Raw genomic sequence first — 16,758 nt, 5'->3', positions numbered from 1 at the left:
TGTTTCACCGGAGCTTTCTTCCATGACCCACCGTTTCGCCGCCGCCAGTCTTTCGGCGCTCGCCCTTGCGCTTGCCGTGCCGTTCGCCCCTGCGCTCGCCCAGACCGCGCCCGCCGCCAGCGCCGCCCCGCAAGCGACCGCCGACTTGCCTGCGCTCGTGAGCCAGGTGACGATCCCCTATCAGCAGTTCGAGCTGGCCAATGGCCTCACCGTGCTGGTGCACGAAGACCGCAAGGCCCCGATCGTCAACGTGACGGTGTGGTACAATGTCGGCTCCAAGGACGAGCCGGAAGGCAAGACCGGCTTTGCCCACCTGTTTGAGCACCTGATGTTCAACGGCTCGGAAAACGCGCCGGATGACTACTTCAAGTACCTCGCGGAAATGGGCGCGACCGATTACAACGGGACGACGTGGTTTGATCGTACCAACTACTTCCAGACCGTCCCCCGCCCCGCACTGGAACGCGCACTGTGGCTGGAAAGCGACCGCATGGGTTATCTGCTCGGCGCAGTGACGCAGGGCAAGCTCGATAACCAGCGCGGCGTCGTGCAGAACGAAAAGCGTCAGGGCGATAATGAGCCGGGCGGTCTCGTGTTCTACGACGTGCTCAAGACCTTGTTCCCCGATGGCCACCCCTATCAGCACGAAGCAATCGGTTCGATGGCCGACCTCGATTCCGCCTCGATGGAAGATGTGAAGGCATGGTTCACCGAGAATTACGGCCCCAATAACGCCACGCTGGTGATCGCGGGCGACATTTCCGCTGCCGAAGCCAAGCCGCTGGTCGAGAAGTATTTCGGCACCATCGCGCGCGGCCCGGTCAATGACCCGGCGCAGGCGGATGTGCCGACCCTCAAGGAAGCTGTGCGCAAGACCTTCAAGGATCAGGTCGCCGCGACCAGCGTCACCCGCTACTGGCCGGTCGAAGGGATCACCGGCAAGGATCGCATCGCGCTTGACGTGGGCGCCTCGATCCTCGGCGGCCTTGCCTCCAGCCGCCTCGACAATGTGCTGGTGCGCGACGAACAGCTCGCCGTCAGCGTCTCGGCCGGCAATTCCGCCTTCCACCGTATCGGCATCCTCCAGGTCGAAGCGACCGCCAAGGCGGGCGTCGATCTTGCCGTGCTGGAAAAGCGGATGGACGAAGTGGTCGCCAAGCTGATCGCGGAAGGCCCGACCGAAGACGAAGTGCGCCGCGCAGTGACCAGCAATCTCGCCCGCACGATCCGCGGGCTGGAGCAGGTCGGCGGCTTCAGCGGCAAGGCGCAGACCCTGGCCGAAGGCGAAGTTCTGGCGGGCGATCCGCAGTTCTATGCGCGCGAGTTTGAAGCGCTCGCCAAGCTCACCCCGGCTGACGTCAAGGCGGCACTTGGCAACTGGATGACCCGCCCGGCGATGACCGTGGTGCTGGAGCCCGGCGCACGCGATGCGACTTATGAGGAGGCCGCATCGGTCGCCGCCGAAGGGGCAAACGCATCCGAGCGGGACCGCGCTGCCGAAACGATCAGCGTCTCGGTGGAGCGGCCCAAGCCCGCGATTGACACCATCGCCCAGCTCGACTTCCCCGATATTGAGCGTGCGACCCTGACAAACGGGATGAAGGTCACCTATGCCCGCCGCACGGCTGTGCCGGCGACCTATGTGTCGATGGCCTTCAACGCGGGCGGCGCGGCCGATCCGGTGGGCAAAACCGGGCTCGACGGACTGACCCTCTCGCTGTTCGACGAAGGCACGAAGAACCTGACAGCGCAGCAGATCGCCGAGGCGGGTGAGCGGCTCGGCGCGACTGTTTCGGTTGGCGGGGGCGATGACCGGTCAACCTTCACGCTCTCGGCGCTCACGGCCAACCTCGCGCCCAGCCTGGATCTGATGCGTCAGATCATGCGCGAACCGGCCTTCAATCCTGAAGACCTTGAGCGGGTGCGCAATCAGACCATCACCGGTCTTCGCCAGACGATGAAGTCGCCGCAGGGCATCGCTCAGCTGACGCTGACGCCGGAGCTGTTCGGCGCCGACAGCCCCTATGGCCGTGTGCCGACGGTGGCGAGCGTCAGCAGCATCACCCGCGATGACCTGATCGCCCACAAGGACGCCTGGATTCGCCCGGATAATGGCGAGGTTTTCGTGATTTCCGACAAGCCGCTGGCTGAGATCGTGACCGCGCTCAATGCCGCTTTCGGTGACTGGACGCCGCCTGCCACGCCCAAGGGCACCAAGCGGTTCGACGCCAAAATGGGCGCCAACGGCAACCGCATCATCCTCGTCAACCGGCCCAATTCGCCGCAGAGCTTCATCTACGGCGCGCAGATCACGCCGCTCGATGCGGGCGATCCGGCATTTGTCGCCTTTGGCAGCGCCAACAAGTCGCTCGGCGGCGATTTCCTCGCGCGTCTGAACATGAACCTGCGGGAGACCAAGGGCTGGAGCTATGGCGTGCGCGGCGGCGCGCAGGCACGTGAGAACGCAGTGGTCTATTCGATCTCGGGCGGGGTCCAAGCGGATCGCACCGGGGATTCGCTCGCTGAAATGCTGCGTGAGACCAAGGAATTCCTGACCATCAAGGGTGTCACCCCCGAAGAGCTGGAGCGCAATGTCGCCTCGGACGTCGGCTCGCTGCCGGGCCGGTTCGAAACCTCGCCCGCGGTGCTCGGCGCGATGCAGAGCAATGCGCTGTTCGGGCGGCCGGACAATTATCAGGAAACCCTCGCCAGCATCTACACGGCGCAAACCCCCGCAACCCTCGACGCCATCGCCCGCGCGAGCATTGACGGTGACAAGTTCGTCTGGGTGGTGGTCGGCGATGCCAGCGTGGTCCGTGCACAGCTCGAACCGCTCGGCCTGCCGATCGAGCAGCGCGAGATGGAAGGGGAATAAGCCAGACGGCAGCGCGCTTCAGCCGGAAAGCGGTTGAAGCGCGCTGACATCAGTGTAAATAACGAGACCACAAGTGCCGGGTCGCCCAAGGTCCGCACGTTCACCGGAGGAGTTGAATATGTCTGTTGCAGGTACCTACAAGACCGTCGTCAAGAGCCCGATGGGCGACCAGACCGGCACCCTCACCGTGGTTCCCGATGGCGACACCTTCAGCGGCTCGCTGGTGGGCAGCCTCGGCTCGATGGACATTGCGGGCGGCACTGTCAGCGGCAACACCATCTCGTGGAAGATGAACATGGTCGTGCCGATGCCGATGACGCTCGATTGCGAAGCGACCATCGACGGCGACACGCTGACCGGATCGGTCAATGCGGGCGCCTTCGGCGCGATGCCGCTGTCGGGCACCCGCGAAGCGTAAGCGCTTCGGCCTGAGTTACGAAAAGCCGTCGGAGCCCAGCGCTCCGGCGGCTTTTTCGTGCCTGCTTTGCGCCCCGGATTGGCTGCATTCAGGATCCTGCGCTATGGAAAGGGCGTCACGACTTGGGAGCATCAGGGATGTCTTTTCGCGCCGCCATTACCGCCACTGTTGCCACACTTGCCTTGGGAGGCTGCATGACCATTCCCGACAGCCACCCGCTTGCCGGGACCGAATGGCAGCTGACCGCGATCGACACCTCGGGCAGCACCACTTCGCTCACCCCCACCTTGCAGCGCCGCCACACCCTCGCCTTTATCGATGGCGGGGAGGTGCAGCTTCAGCTCGATTGCAACCGTGGCCGGTCAACCTGGACTGCGGGCCAGCCGTCGAACGGCGCAGGCAATATCAGCTTCGGCCCCGTGGCGGGCACTCGCATGGCCTGCCCCGCCCCCAGCTTCGGCAATGATCTGGCGGGCGCATTGGAACAGGCCCAGCGCTACACCACCACGCTCGATGGTCGCCAGCTTGTGCTGGAAACGCCCGAGCTGCGCCTGACCTTCGCCGCTGCCGAGTAAGCCCTCGCCCGCCACCCCTCCCCGGCTACGACGATGGTCTAGCTATCGCTGCTGCCCGTAACGCGCGACTTTGCATTCCTCGGCAAGACCGGCATGATGCAGGCGCAGGGCCTGCCTGCTGGTCAGGGGATCGAGCGGACAAGCGGGAGACGGACAATGGCGACGACATATGATGACGCCCTGCCCAAGCATCACAAGGTCACGGGGACGGAAAAACGCGTCATCCTCGCCTCGTCGCTGGGCACGGTGTTCGAATGGTATGATTTCTACCTCTATGGCCTGTTGGCCACGATCATCTCGGCGCAGTTTTTCTCGGGCGTAAACGAGACCACCGGCTTCATCTTCGCGCTGGCGGCCTTTGCGGCGGGCTTTGCGGTGCGGCCCTTCGGTGCACTGGTGTTCGGGCGGCTGGGCGACATGGTCGGGCGCAAATATACCTTCCTGGTGACGATGGGCCTGATGGGCTTTGCGACCTTCACGGTCGGCCTGCTGCCCAATTACGCCAGCATCGGGGTGGCCGCCCCGATCATGCTGGTGGTGCTGCGGCTGGTGCAGGGCCTCGCGCTGGGCGGTGAATATGGCGGGGCGGCGACCTACGTGGCCGAGCACGCGCCGAACAACAAGCGCGGGCTCTACACCAGCTTCATCCAGACCACCGCAACCTTGGGGCTGTTTGCCGCCCTGCTGGTGGTGATCGGCACCCGCACCATGATCGGCGAGGAAGCCTTCAAGGAATGGGGCTGGCGCGTGCCGTTCCTGATTTCCTCGCTGCTGCTCGGCGTGTCGCTGTGGATCCGGCTGCAATTGCAGGAAAGCCCAGTGTTCCAGAAGATGAAGGACGAAGGCACCAATTCCAAGGCGCCGATTTCCGAAGCCTTCGGCAACTGGACAAACGGCCGCTGGGCGCTGATCGCGCTGCTGGGCGCGGTCGCGGGGCAAGCGGTGGTGTGGTACACGGGGCAGTTCTACGCGCTGTTCTTCCTTGAAAAAGTCCTGATGGTGGACGGCGCGACGACCAACATTCTGATCGCCGTGGCGCTCGCCATCGGGACACCATTCTTCATCTTCTTCGGCTGGCTGTCGGACAAGGTCGGGCGCAAGCCGATCATCCTTTCCGGCTGCGCGCTGGCGGCGGTGACGTTCTTCCCGGCCTTCCACGCGCTGACCGAAGCGGCCAATCCGGCGCTGGCCCGGGCGCAGGCGACGGCGCCGGTGAGCGTCATCGTCAATGATGCGGATTGCTCGGTGCAGTTCGACCCCATCGGCAAGAACAAGTTCGATGCCAAGAGCTGCGACATCGCCAAGTCGTTCCTCGCCAAAAGCGGGGTGAGCTACACCAAGGTCGAAGCCGAAGCGGGCACCATCGCGCAAATCACCATCGGCGCGCAGGCCTTCATCGCGCCCGATCCGGCCAAGCTTGCAGGCGACGACCGCAAGGCTGCCATTACCGCCTATCAGGATGAATTGAAGGCGGCCCTGGCCACGGCCGGCTATCCGGCCAAGGCCGATCCGGCCGCCATCGACACCCCGGTGGTGATCGCGATCCTCACCTATCTCGTGCTGCTGGTGACGATGGTTTACGGGCCTATTGCCGCGCTGCTGGTGGAGCTGTTCCCCACCCGAATCCGCTACACCGCGATGAGCCTGCCCTATCACATCGGCAATGGCTGGTTCGGCGGGTTCCTGCCGACCACCGCCTTTGCGATGGTGGCGGCGACCGGGAATATCTACTTCGGCCTATGGTATCCAGTGGCGATCTGCGCGGCCACCGTGGTGATCGGGCTGCTGTTCCTGCCCGAAACCTTCCGCCGCAATATCGACGACTAGGCCCGCCAGCCAGCGGGGCGCAGGAGGGGCGGTGCCGCAGGGTGCCGCCCCTTTGCTTTGCGGCGCGCTTGTCGTAGTTTAGTCGTCGGGAAAGAGGGGAGCGGGACATGATGCTGGGCGCGGCGCTGGTCGCCGCCATGATCTACCTTGGCGCATTGTTCTGGCTCGCAGCATGGCGAGATCGCACGCCAGCGCCCGCGCTGCTGCGCCATTCCGGCAGCGTCTATGGCCTCAGCCTTGCGGTTTACTGCACCAGCTGGACGTTTTTCGGCGGGGTCGGGACGGCGGCGACGGCGGGCCTTGATTACCTGCCGATCTATCTCGGGCCGATCCTGGTCTTCACGCTGGGCTTCGGGCTGGTGCGCCGGATTCTGGCGCAGGCCAAGGCCCAGCATTCGACCTCGATCGCCGACTTCCTCTCCGCTCGTTACGGCAAGAGCGCCAGCCTCGCCGCGTTGGTGACGGTGATCGCGACCTGCGGGACGCTGCCCTATATGGCGCTCCAGCTGGACTCGGTCGGCACGACGCTGCTGGTGCTCGACCCGGAGCTGCGCACGCAAGTCGCGGCGGACGAGCTGGTGCTGATCGTTGCCGCCCTGATGGGGCTGTTCGCGATCCTGTTTGGATCACGCCGCGCGGACCGGGCGGGCGAGAATGCGGGACTGGTGCTGACGATTGCGGTGGAGGCGCTGGTGAAGCTCGCCGCCCTCCTTGTGGTGGGCGCGCTGGGTGTGTGGTGGCTGGTGACCGGCGACGGGCCAGCGATCCCTGCCACCCCGGCCCTGTTCGCCCCCGACCCGATTGATGCACGCTTTGTGGTGCTGACGCTGATCGCCGCTGCCGCAGCCCTGTGCCTGCCGCGCCAGTTCCACATGAGCTTCATCGAAGCGCCGGGCGAACGCGCCAGCCGGTCGATGCGCTGGGTGTTCCCGGCCTATCTCGCGCTCACTGCGGCTGTGATCGTGCCAATCGTGCTGGCAGGACAGGCGGTGCTGCCCGCAGGCACCGATCCCGACACCATCGTGCTCGCCCTGCCACTGGCGAGCGGGACGCCGCTGCTCGCCGTGCTGGTGTTCATCGGCGGGTTTTCGGCAGCGACCGGCATGATCGTGGTGGCGAGCGTGGCGCTGTCGATCATGATCACCAATGACCTGATCGCCCCCCTGCTGCTGCGCCGCGCACTGGCTGGGCGGGGTGACCGCAGCCGCGTGCCGGGGAGGCTGCTGCTGATCCGCCGCATGGTGATCGCGGCGCTGCTGGCGGCGGCTTACGTGTTCTATCGCGGGTTCGCCGGGATCACCGACCTGGCAGGCCTCGGCACCCTCGCCTTTGCGGCGGCGGCGCAATTCGCGCCGGGTCTGGTGCTGGGGATGCTGAGCCAGCACGGCAACCGGGCGGGAATGCTGACCGGCCTTGCAAGCGGCTTCGCTCTCTGGCTGGTGCTGCTGATCGTGCCCGCGGCCAGCGGCACTGCGCCCTTCCTCAGCATCCACCCCGATCCGTTGGTGTCCGGCGTGATCCTGAGCCTTGGGGTCAATACCGCGCTCTACTGGCTGGTCTCGGCGCTGGTGCGGCCGTCGCTGCTCGATCAGGCGCAGGCCGCGGCGTTCGTGGGGATGCCGATGCCCGGAGAACCGCCGCGCCATGCCACGGCCAAACGCGTCGGCGATGTGCGCGCACTGCTCGCCCAGTTCGTCGGGCGTGAGCGCGCCGATGCCGCCCTCGCCCCGCTCCACCTGCGCAATGGCGACCCGGCGGGCGCAGGTGTGCTGGAACTGGCCGAGCGGGTGATTTCGGGCGTGATCGGCACGTCATCCGCGCGGATGCTCGTGGGGTCATGGGCGGGCGGCGATCCCATCCCGCTCCCTGAAGTGGTCGCCATGTTCGACGAGACGAGCCGCCGCCTCTCCTTCTCCGCCGACCTGCTCCAGACCGCAATCGAGTCCATCGACCAAGGCATCGCGCTGGTGGACGGCGACATGAGGCTGGTGGCGTGGAACACCCGCTATCAGCAGATTTTCGACCTGCCTGATGGGCTGGTGAGCGTCGGCACGCCGATTGCCGATCTGATCCGCTTCAACCTGACGCGCGGCGCGCTGTCCGACGCCGCCATCGCCGAGCAGGTTGAGCGTCGCCTTGCTTATATGCGCGCCGGGACCGAGCACCGGATCGAGCGGGTGCAGCACGATGGCCGCGTGCTCAGGATCGTTGGCGCGCCCACACCCGGCGGCGGCTACACCACCTCCTATACCGACATCACCGCTGACCGGCTGGCCGAACAGGCGCTGGAGGACAAGGTCGCGGTCCGCACCCGCCAGCTCAGCGCTGCGAACGAGGCCTTGGCGCAGGCCACGAAGTCCAAGACCCGTTTCCTCGCCGCCGCCAGCCACGATCTGATCCAGCCGCTCAACGCTGCGCGCCTGTTCGCCTCGGCGCTCGGCGAGGAGGTACAGGGCCGCCCGGCGCTGGAACGGCTGGTGGCCGATCTGGATGGCTCGATTGTCTCGGCGGATCGGCTGATCCGGGTGCTGCTGGAGATTTCCAAGCTCGACAGCGGCGGCGTGGTGCCAGCGCCAGAGCCCATTGCGCTCGACCAGTTGTTCGAGGATGTGGCGCGCGAATTCCTGCTGCAAGCACAGGCCAAGGGGCTCAGGCTGCGGCGGGTTCGGACCGATGCCTGGGTCATGGCTGACAGGGCGTTGCTGACAGCGGTGCTGCGCAACCTGATGAGCAACGCGGTGCGCTATACCGCCAAGGGCGGCGTCCTGATCGGGGTGCGGCGGCGCGGGCCGGAGGTGCTGATCTGCATCCACGACACCGGGCGCGGCATCGCGCCTGATGACATTGAGCGGATCTTCGGCGAGTTCGAACGCGGCGCTTCGACTGACCGTGAGGGGCTGGGTTTGGGCCTCGCCATCGTCCGGCGGGCAGCGCGGCTTCTGGGGGTCGAGGTTGAGACAACGTCATCGTTGGGCCGCGGGAGCCGCTTTGCGTTGGCCTTGCCGGTACTGCGGCGCGAGGCGGCATCCGCGCCCCGCCCGGCTCCTGTCCGCACCAGTGCAGGCCTCGGCGAAGGCCGGGTGCTGGTGGTCGACAATGATCCCGCCGTGCTGGCCGCGACGGCAGCCCTTCTCGGCAAGTGGGGCCTGATCGTGACCTGCGCTGGCAACGGCGCGCAGGCTGCGGCCGCCATGCCGCAGGCACCCGACATTGCGATCATGGACTACCGCCTCGACGAGAACGAGCGCGGCGATGCCACCTATGCGATGCTGTGCGAAGTCTGGGGCCAGCGCCCGCCTGCAATCCTGTTGACGGCGGAAAGCTCCGAGGAAACCGAAGCCGCCGCCGCGCGGATGGGGGCGAACCGCTTGCTCAAACCCGCGCCGCCTGCTGCCTTGCGCGCGCTGATCGCGACGGCGCTGGCACAGGGCCGCGAGACAAAGGTTCAGGCCCTCGCGGAATCCGCTACCGGCTGATCGACGTCCAACTTGGCGGCGAGCAGCACCGCCTGCGTTCGGCTGTTCACCCCGAGCTTGCGCAGGATCGCGGTAATGTGCGCCTTCACGGTTGCCTCGCTGATGGCGAGTTCATAGGCGATCTGCTTGTTGAGCAGGCCTTGCCGGATCGCGGCGAGGATACGGCGCTGAGCGGGCGTCAGGCTGGCAATGCGGGCAAGTTCGTCGTCCGCTCCAGCGTGCGCCTCGGGAAACCACCCGTCCCCGTCCCGCACCGCTGACAGCCCTTCGCGCATCGCATCAAGGCTGGAAGATTTGGGAATGAACCCCGCTGCCCCCAGTTGCGCCGCCGCCGCAGCGACCCGCGGTTCCTCGGAGGCCGAAACGATCACGATGGGCAGCGCGGGGTAATCCTGTCTGAGGTCCATCAGCACCGACAGGCCGGTGGAATCGGCCATGTGGAGATCGAGCAACAGGGCCTCCGCCGCACCGTCCGCCAGCGCAGCGCGCGCCTCGGCAGCGGTGCTCGCCTCGATGATCGCCGCTTCGGGCCACACCTTGCTGACCGCATGGGCCAGCGCGCTGCGGAACAGCGGGTGGTCATCGGCAATGATGATCCTTGCGGTCATCGCCTCAGCCGTTCTGCCGCCCTTCGATCAACCGCTCGACGAGGCTGGGATCGGCGAGCGTTGAGGTATCACCCAAAGCGCCAAAGTCGTTCTCGGCGATCTTGCGCAGGATGCGGCGCATGATCTTGCCGGAGCGGGTCTTGGGCAGGCCATCGGTAAAGTGGATGATATCGGGCGTCGCAATTGGCCCGATTTCCTTGCGGACGTGGGCTTTCAGCTCGGCCAGCAGCGCGTCACTGCCTTCCTCGCCGACATTGAGGGTGACGTAGCAATAGATGCCCTGCCCCTTGATATCATGCGGATATCCGACCACCGCAGCCTCGGCCACCTTGGGGTGGAGCACCAGCGCGCTCTCGACCTCGGCGGTGCCCATGCGGTGGCCCGAGACGTTGATCACGTCGTCGACCCGGCCGGTGATCCAGTAGTAGCCGTCCGCGTCGCGCTTGCACCCGTCGCCGGTGAAGTACTTGCCCTTGTAGGTGCTGAAATAGGTCTGCCCGAAGCGTTCATGATCGCCATAGATCGTGCGCGCCTGACCGGGCCATGAGTGGGTGATGCACAGGTTGCCCTCGGCCGCGCCGTTCAGCACGCCTCCCTCGCTGTCGACCAGCTCAGGGCGGATGCCGAAGAACGGGAGGCCCGCACTCCCCGGTTTCATGTCGTGTGCGCCGGGGAGCGTGGTGATCATGCAGCCGCCGGTTTCGGTCTGCCACCAGGTGTCGATGATCGGGCAGCGACCCTCGCCCACCACGTCGAAATACCAGCGCCACGCCTCGGGATTGATCGGTTCGCCGACAGAGCCGAGCAACCGCAGGGAGGCGCGCGAGCGGGTGGTGACGTGCGCGTCACCCTCGCGCATCAGCGCACGGATCGCGGTGGGGGCGGTGTAGATGATGTTGACGCCGTGCTTGTCGACCACGTCCCAGAAGCGCCCGTGATCGGGGTAATTGGGCACGCCTTCGAACACAACGGCCGTGGCACCATTGAACAACGGCCCGTAGACCACATAGCTATGACCCGTCACCCAGCCGATATCGGCGGTGCACCAGAACACCTCGCCGGGTTGATAGTCGAAAATGTAATGGAAGGTCGTTGCCGTCCACACGCCGTACCCGCCGGTGGTGTGGAGCACGCCCTTGGGCTTGCCGGTCGAACCGCTGGTGTAGAGGATGAACAGCGGGTCTTCCGCCCCCATCACCGCGCAGGGGCAATCCGCGTCGCTGGCGAGGTCTTCGAGCCAGTGGTCGCGGCCGTCCTGCATGTCGATTGCGCCGCCCGTATGGCGGATCACCAGCACGCCATCGACCGGCGTGGCGTGCGCGGTGAGCGCCAGCGCCGCATCGACGTTCGCCTTCAGCGGCACGTGCTTGCCGCCGCGCAGGCCTTCATCGGCAGTGATGACGAAGCGGCTGCCGCAATCCTCGATCCGGCCCGCCAGCGCCTCGGGCGAGAAGCCACCGAACACCACCGAATGCACCGCGCCCAGCCTTGCGCAGGCGAGCATCGCGACCACCCCTTCGAGGATCATCGGCAGGTAGAGCGTCACCCGGTCGCCGCGTGTCACGCCCAGCTTTTTCAGCGCATTGGCCATCCGCACCACTTCGGTGTGGAGCTCGCCATAGGTGAGGCTGCGGCCGGGTGAGGCCGGATCATCCGGTTCAAAGATCAGCGCCGTGCGGTCAGCGTGCTGCGGCAGATGACGGTCCACCGCATTGTGGCACAGGTTGAGCTGCCCATCGGCAAACCATGAAATCTCTACCGGATCGTAAGGCCACTCCCCGCCCCTGGTCGGCGCCTTGACCCAATCCAGCCGCTGCGCCTGTTCCAGCCAGAACGCGTCCGGCGTTTCCACCGACGCGCGGTACATCTCGGCATATTGCTCAGCGGTGCAATGGGTCGGCGTGTGGGCCTGGGGCCGCTCAACGGCGTGGATCATCTCGACTCTCCCTCATCTGCGCCTGCTTTTACATCAGGCTACACGTCCCGCCCCATGAGACAAAGGTCTTACGACCATCCGCTAGCTGTCAGCGCCCTTCCGATCAGCCCATTCTGACATGGGATCGAAAAGGGATGGGAGAGTCCGAATGGTTCATGCGATGGCGGTCCGCAGCCTGCGGGCGGTGCTGCTGACAGCGAGCGTGCTGACCGCCGCGCCGGTGCTGGCGCAGGAGCAGAGCACAGAGGCGCGGCTCGACCGGCTGGAGCGGCTGGTCGAAGGCCTGATTGCGCGGCTGGATGCCGAAGCGACAACCCACCAGGTCGAAGAGGCGGAGATCCGCGAACAGAGCGCCGCCCTGCTCGCCGCGACCCGCGATCTGAAGGACCGCCAGGCCGAACTCGCCCAGCAGATCGCCGTGCCCAAGGGGCAGGAGGACAAAGGCTTCCGCGTCGGCAAGACCACGGTCGCCTATGCGGGCTATGTGAAGCTCGATACGCTGGTGCAGCGCACCAGTGGCGGGCAGATGCCGGACAATTCGATCGGGCGCGATTTCCTTATTCCGGCGCTGATCCCGGTCGGCGGCACAGCGTCAGGCTATGACACCGATTACAGCGCCCGCCAGACGCGCTTTATCCTCAAGACCGCGACCGATGTCGGCGCGGCGCATACGCTCAATTCGCATATCGAGCTCGATTTCAACGTCACCGATGGCGGGGACGAACGCACCACCAACTCCTATGTCCCGCGCCTGCGGCAGGCCTTCATCACCTATGACAACTGGCTGTTCGGCCAAGCCTGGTCGACCTTCCAGAACATCGCTGCCCTGCCCGACAGTCTCGATTTCATCGGGGTGACGCCGGGCACCGTGTTCGATCGCCAGCCGATGATCCGCTACAGCAAGAACGGCTGGCAGATTGCGCTGGAACAGCCCGAAACTACCGTCACCACCCCCACCGGCGCGCGGATCATGGCGGGGGACGACACGATTCCCGATGTGGTTGCCCGCTACAATCTGAACCGCCCGTGGGGTTCACTGACGGCGGCGGGGATTGTGCGCACCTTGCGGATTTCCGACGATGATTTCGGCACCGGCACGGATAGCGCGATGGCTTACGGCCTCAGCCTGTCAGGCAAGATCAAGGTGGGCGAGAAGGACGACATCCGCTTCATGGCGACCGCGGGGGATGGGCTGGGGCGCTATATCGGGCTCAATATCGTCAATGATGCGGCGCTGGATGCGGCCGGAAAGCTCGATCCGATCTTCACCTGGTCGGGCTTTGCCGCCTACCAGCACCATTGGGGTGGCCGCCTGCGGTCGAGCGTCGCGGGGGCCTATTTCAAGGCGGACAATCCGGTGATGCTGACGACCCGGCAGGTGACAGACGAAAGCTGGAACGGATTCGCCAACCTGATCTGGAACCCGGTCGACCCGCTCGATGTCGGGATCGAGCTGCTCTACGCGGAACGCACGCTTGAGGATGGCCGAACGGGCGACCTGCGACGGGTGATGATCTCCACCCGCTACAATTTCTAGCCCGCATTGAATTTACCAATCTGGTAATGTTTCACGTGAAACATTGCCAGATTGGGTTGTTCGCAACGGATCAATCAAGGCAAAGCCCAAACGAAACCCCGCCAGCCGCTAACGGCCAGCGGGGTTCGTCTTGATCGCGAGGTTCTCAGAAGCGGTAGGACAGCCCCGCGCTGATCACCCACGGATCGAGCTTGTGCTCGGTCTCGATCGCCAGCGTGTTGCCGACGAACCAGCGCGCGGTGGTGTCGATGAAGTAGCGTTTCACATCGACGCTGATGCCCAGACCCTTGTCATTGACCGGCAGATCGAAGCCCGCTTGCAGCGCGAGGCCGAGCTCGTTCGACAGGTTGGTCTCCGTCACGCCCAGCGGCAAGGTTGCCGCGCCCGGATCATCGGCGACCCACAGAAAGTAGGCCGGACCAGCGCCCACATAGGGCTTCACCCCGCCCAGATCGAAGTGGTACTTCGCCGTCACAGTCGCCGGGATCAGCTTGGCGTTCGAGACCAGCTCGGCCCCGGCGGGAAGCCCGGCGGTGGCATCGACATCGTGCTGGGTCATGCCCGCGATTGTCTCGATCGAGATGTTATTGGTCACGAAGTATTCGATCGCGATAGTCGGCGTCACATTGTCGTTGGCCTTGGTCTGCAAACTCGCCGGCAGGCCGGGCACGTTGACGTTGATGTCCGTGATCTTGCCATCGGGCAGAACCGCCGTGGCGAGCAGCTTGACCTGGATGTCGCCAGCGCGGTCATCATCCTGCGCCATTGCAGGCGTCGCGGCCAACATTGCCGCTGCGCCGCCCAAAGCAATATTGGCAAGCATAAGAAGAGTCTTCATTTTACGCGTCCTCATCGGCAGCAGTGGCCACCCTCCGTGGCCCAGGTTGTTTGCTGCCTGTGGGGGCCGGATAGAACCTGAACCGCATGGCCCTCATTGATCCGGATCAAAGACCTTTGCTTTGTTGTGCGCCATTGCCGCACCATCATGGCGACGATCAGCCCCTCACCGCCCGACCTCGGGCTTACGCATTATCTGGCGGCATTCCGCGCTGCGCTGCCTGCGGGAACGGGCGACGCGGTCACCGCAGATCGGCTCTGCGCGCTGGGTGAGGCGACGCATCTGGCGCGCGGGGCCCAGCTCTGGCCCGATCCAAACAACGACCGGCTGGTGTGGATTGCCACTGGCGCGGTCAAACTGGTTGCGCCAGCTGTGGCAGGATCGCCGGGCGGGCAGGTGCTGGCGTTCCACTTTGCGGGCGATCTCGTTTCGGTGCTCCGCCAGAGCGCGCAGGAATCCTGGGGCGATTTGCGGCTGGCAGCGCTGACGGACAGCGATCTGGTGATCTTCCCTGCCGACCGCTTCCTCGATGTGGCCCAGGGCGATCCCGCGGTGCTGCGGTCCGTGCTGACACGCTCCCTGCAAGCCCTGCACCGCAGCCGCACCCGCATGATGCAGATGGGGCACAAATCCGCCGGGGCGCGGATCGCTGACTTCCTCGTATCCATGGCGGAACGCTTGGCGGACTGCACAGCAGGCGCCTGCGCCTTTTCCTTGCCGATGAGCCGCCGCGATATCGGCGACAGTCTGGGTCTTACGATCGAGACGGTCAGCCGCCAGCTGACTGAACTGCGCGAGGCCGGCCTCGTTGCAACCGAGGGTCGTTCCAAAGTCTGCCTGTCCGATGTGACAGCACTCGCCCGGCTCGCCGGGCGGCAATCGCGCCACCCCACTGAGGATTTGGCAAAAACGCATCAAATTTGATTTCGGTCAAACACAAGCACTGCGGGGTTCCGGTATAAGCCGGGCCGACGGAAGGGATAAATCAACATGGAATCAGTCGTTAAGCGGCTGGGGGTATGGGCGCTCGTCCTGCTCGCAGCGATTGCTGCTATCGCGCTTACGCCCGATAGCGGTTTTGCCATTCACATGGGGATCGTGGCGCTGGTCGCGGTGATCCTGATCGCGGTCACGGCCACCAGCTATGATCCGATGGCCAAGGCCCAGGGCATCTTCAAGATGCCTCCCGGCCCTTCGCGCTATGACGATGACGTGATCCGCTGGGGCGTGATCGCGACGATGTTCTGGGGGCTGGCAGGGTTGCTGGCGGGCGTATTCATCGCCGCCCAGCTCGCCTTCCCGCAGCTCAATTTCGAACCCTATCTCAACTTCGGCCGGGTACGCCCGCTGCACACTTCTGCCGTCATCTTCGCCTTTGGCGGCAATGCGCTGCTGGCGACGAGTTTCTACGTCGTGCAGCGCACCTGCCGCACCACGCTGGCCTTCCCCGGCATGGCCCGCTTCGTGTTCTGGGGCTACCAGCTGTTCATCGTGCTGGCGGCGACCGGCTACCTCCTCGGCATCAGCCAGGGCAAGGAATATGCCGAGCCGGAATGGTATGTCGATCTGTGGCTGACGGTGGTGTGGCTGTGCTACCTCGCCGTGTTCGTCGGCACGCTGCTGCGCCGCCATGAACCCCACATCTATGTGGCGAACTGGTTCTACCTCGCCTTCATCGTGACCATCGCGATGCTGCACGTGGTCAACAATCTGGCGATGCCGGTGAGTCTGCTGGGCGGCAAGAGCTACTCGGCCTTTGCCGGGGTGCAGGATGCGCTGACCCAGTGGTGGTATGGCCACAACGCGGTCGGGTTCTTCCTCACCGCCGGCTTCCTGGCGATGATGTACTACTTCGTGCCCAAGCAGGCCGGGCGGCCGGTCTATTCCTACCGCCTGTCGATCATCCACTTCTGGTCGCTGATCTTCCTCTACATCTGGGCGGGCCCGCACCACCTTCACTACACCGCCCTGCCCGACTGGGCGCAGACCTTGGGCATGGTGTTCAGCGTGATGCTGTGGATGCCCAGCTGGGGCGGGATGATCAACGGGTTGATGACGCTGAACGGCGCGTGGGACAAGGTCCGCACCGATCCGATCATCCGCATGATGGTGCTGGCGCTCGCCTTCTACGGGATGAGCACCTTCGAAGGCCCAATGCTGTCGATCAAGGCGGTCAACAGCCTGTCGCACTACACCGACTGGACCATCGGCCACGTACACTCCGGCGCGCTGGGATGGAACGGGATGATCACCTTCGCCTGCGTCTACTACCTCGTGCCGCGCCTGTGGCAGAAGGAGCGGCTCTACAGCCTGCGCATGATCAACTGGCACTTCTGGCTCGCGACGCTGGGGATCGTTTTCTACGCCTCCTCGATGTGGGTCGCCGGGATCACGCAGGGCCTGATGTGGCGCGAATATGGGTCTGACGGATACCTGGTGAACAGCTTCGTCGACACCGTCGCGGCGCTCCACCCGATGTACATCCTGCGTGCTGTCGGCGGGCTGATGTACCTCAGCGGTGCGATCATCATGGCCTACAACATCTGGATGACCATCGCTGGCAAGCAGCGAGTGGAGGCTCCGATGGGCGACACCGCCCATGATGACGCCGCCGACCGCCCCATTGTCGCCGAGCCCGCTGAATAAGCGCTCATCGTAGGAACACAGC

General features: G+C 65.2%; 11 protein-coding genes. 8 read left to right on the top strand and 3 right to left on the bottom strand.

All coding sequences use genetic code 11. The features are described 5' to 3' along the window. Nucleotides 1-22 precede the first annotated feature (22 nt). From GVM20_RS01175 to GVM20_RS01155, 5 genes are all read left to right on the top strand, one after another. A complete protein-coding gene (locus tag GVM20_RS01175) occupies nt 23-2,875 on the top strand; it encodes a M16 family metallopeptidase (RefSeq protein ID WP_166545468.1) in 2,853 nt (950 codons plus the stop codon). A gap of 118 nt (nt 2,876-2,993) precedes the next feature. After that, nucleotides 2,994-3,293: a lipocalin/fatty acid-binding family protein gene (locus tag GVM20_RS01170; protein ID WP_166545467.1), complete on the top strand. Its 300-nt coding sequence runs from the start codon at nt 2,994-2,996 to the stop codon at nt 3,291-3,293. Between the two features lie 194 nt (nt 3,294-3,487). Continuing rightward, entirely contained in the window at nt 3,488-3,868 is a 381-nt protein-coding gene (locus GVM20_RS01165; RefSeq protein ID WP_166545466.1) for an META domain-containing protein, read from the top strand. Between the two features lie 156 nt (nt 3,869-4,024). Beyond that, nucleotides 4,025-5,695 carry an MFS transporter gene (locus GVM20_RS01160; protein WP_166545465.1) on the top strand — a complete coding sequence of 557 codons (1,671 nt, stop codon included), beginning with the start codon at nt 4,025-4,027 and terminating at the stop codon, nt 5,693-5,695. A gap of 107 nt (nt 5,696-5,802) precedes the next feature. Further along, a complete protein-coding gene (locus GVM20_RS01155; RefSeq protein ID WP_166545464.1) occupies nt 5,803-9,171 on the top strand; it encodes a PAS-domain containing protein in 3,369 nt (1,122 codons plus the stop codon). Here the strand turns inward: GVM20_RS01155 and GVM20_RS01150 are convergent. Together GVM20_RS01150 and acs are read right to left on the bottom strand one after the other, a co-directional pair. Continuing rightward, nucleotides 9,141-9,779, bottom strand: a complete 639-nt coding sequence (locus GVM20_RS01150; protein WP_166545463.1) for a LuxR family transcriptional regulator — start codon at nt 9,777-9,779, stop codon at nt 9,141-9,143. The two genes, GVM20_RS01155 and GVM20_RS01150, sit on opposite strands and share 31 nt — an antisense overlap. Nucleotides 9,780-9,783: 4 nt before the next feature. Further along, nucleotides 9,784-11,715: an acetate--CoA ligase gene (gene acs, locus GVM20_RS01145; RefSeq protein ID WP_166545462.1), complete on the bottom strand. Its 1,932-nt coding sequence runs from the start codon at nt 11,713-11,715 to the stop codon at nt 9,784-9,786. 160 nt (nt 11,716-11,875) lie between these two features. Here acs and GVM20_RS01140 point away from each other — a divergent pair, with 160 nt between their 5' ends. Beyond that, nucleotides 11,876-13,252, top strand: a complete 1,377-nt coding sequence (locus tag GVM20_RS01140) for a DcaP family trimeric outer membrane transporter (protein ID WP_166545461.1) — start codon at nt 11,876-11,878, stop codon at nt 13,250-13,252. A 145-nt stretch (nt 13,253-13,397) separates the two neighbouring features. Here GVM20_RS01140 and GVM20_RS01135 read toward each other — a convergent pair whose 3' ends face one another. Continuing rightward, complete coding sequence (locus GVM20_RS01135) at nt 13,398-14,090, bottom strand: OmpW/AlkL family protein (protein WP_166545460.1); 693 nt, start codon at nt 14,088-14,090, stop codon at nt 13,398-13,400. A 147-nt stretch (nt 14,091-14,237) separates the two neighbouring features. Here GVM20_RS01135 and GVM20_RS01130 point away from each other — a divergent pair, with 147 nt between their 5' ends. Both GVM20_RS01130 and ccoN read left to right on the top strand, forming a co-directional pair. Further along, nucleotides 14,238-15,014: a helix-turn-helix domain-containing protein gene (locus GVM20_RS01130; RefSeq protein ID WP_166545459.1), complete on the top strand. Its 777-nt coding sequence runs from the start codon at nt 14,238-14,240 to the stop codon at nt 15,012-15,014. 66 nt (nt 15,015-15,080) lie between these two features. Next, complete coding sequence (gene ccoN / locus GVM20_RS01125; RefSeq protein ID WP_166545458.1) at nt 15,081-16,736, top strand: cytochrome-c oxidase, cbb3-type subunit I; 1,656 nt, start codon at nt 15,081-15,083, stop codon at nt 16,734-16,736. Nucleotides 16,737-16,758 lie beyond the last annotated feature (22 nt).

Source organism: Porphyrobacter sp. SLTP, from assembly GCF_009905735.1.
GTDB lineage: Bacteria > Pseudomonadota > Alphaproteobacteria > Sphingomonadales > Sphingomonadaceae > Erythrobacter.
Note: the sequence above shows the minus strand (reverse complement) of the source record. Positions and strands in the feature narration are given on the sequence as shown.

Bases quoted from the DNA above. Each gene is read 5' to 3' on its own strand.
- GVM20_RS01155 (WP_166545464.1), top strand. From the start codon at position 5,803: ATGATGCTGGGCGCGGCGCTGGTCGCCGCCATGATCTACCTTGGCGCA.
- GVM20_RS01135 (WP_166545460.1), bottom strand. From the start codon at position 14,090: ATGAAGACTCTTCTTATGCTTGCCAATATTGCTTTGGGCGGCGCAGCG.
- GVM20_RS01130 (WP_166545459.1), top strand. From the start codon at position 14,238: ATGGCGACGATCAGCCCCTCACCGCCCGACCTCGGGCTTACGCATTAT.
- GVM20_RS01170 (WP_166545467.1), top strand. From the start codon at position 2,994: ATGTCTGTTGCAGGTACCTACAAGACCGTCGTCAAGAGCCCGATGGGC.
- GVM20_RS01160 (WP_166545465.1), top strand. From the start codon at position 4,025: ATGGCGACGACATATGATGACGCCCTGCCCAAGCATCACAAGGTCACG.
- GVM20_RS01175 (WP_166545468.1), top strand. From the start codon at position 23: ATGACCCACCGTTTCGCCGCCGCCAGTCTTTCGGCGCTCGCCCTTGCG.
- GVM20_RS01165 (WP_166545466.1), top strand. From the start codon at position 3,488: ATGACCATTCCCGACAGCCACCCGCTTGCCGGGACCGAATGGCAGCTG.
- GVM20_RS01150 (WP_166545463.1), bottom strand. From the start codon at position 9,779: ATGACCGCAAGGATCATCATTGCCGATGACCACCCGCTGTTCCGCAGC.
- GVM20_RS01140 (WP_166545461.1), top strand. From the start codon at position 11,876: ATGGCGGTCCGCAGCCTGCGGGCGGTGCTGCTGACAGCGAGCGTGCTG.
- ccoN (WP_166545458.1), top strand. From the start codon at position 15,081: ATGGAATCAGTCGTTAAGCGGCTGGGGGTATGGGCGCTCGTCCTGCTC.
- acs (WP_166545462.1), bottom strand. From the start codon at position 11,715: ATGATCCACGCCGTTGAGCGGCCCCAGGCCCACACGCCGACCCATTGC.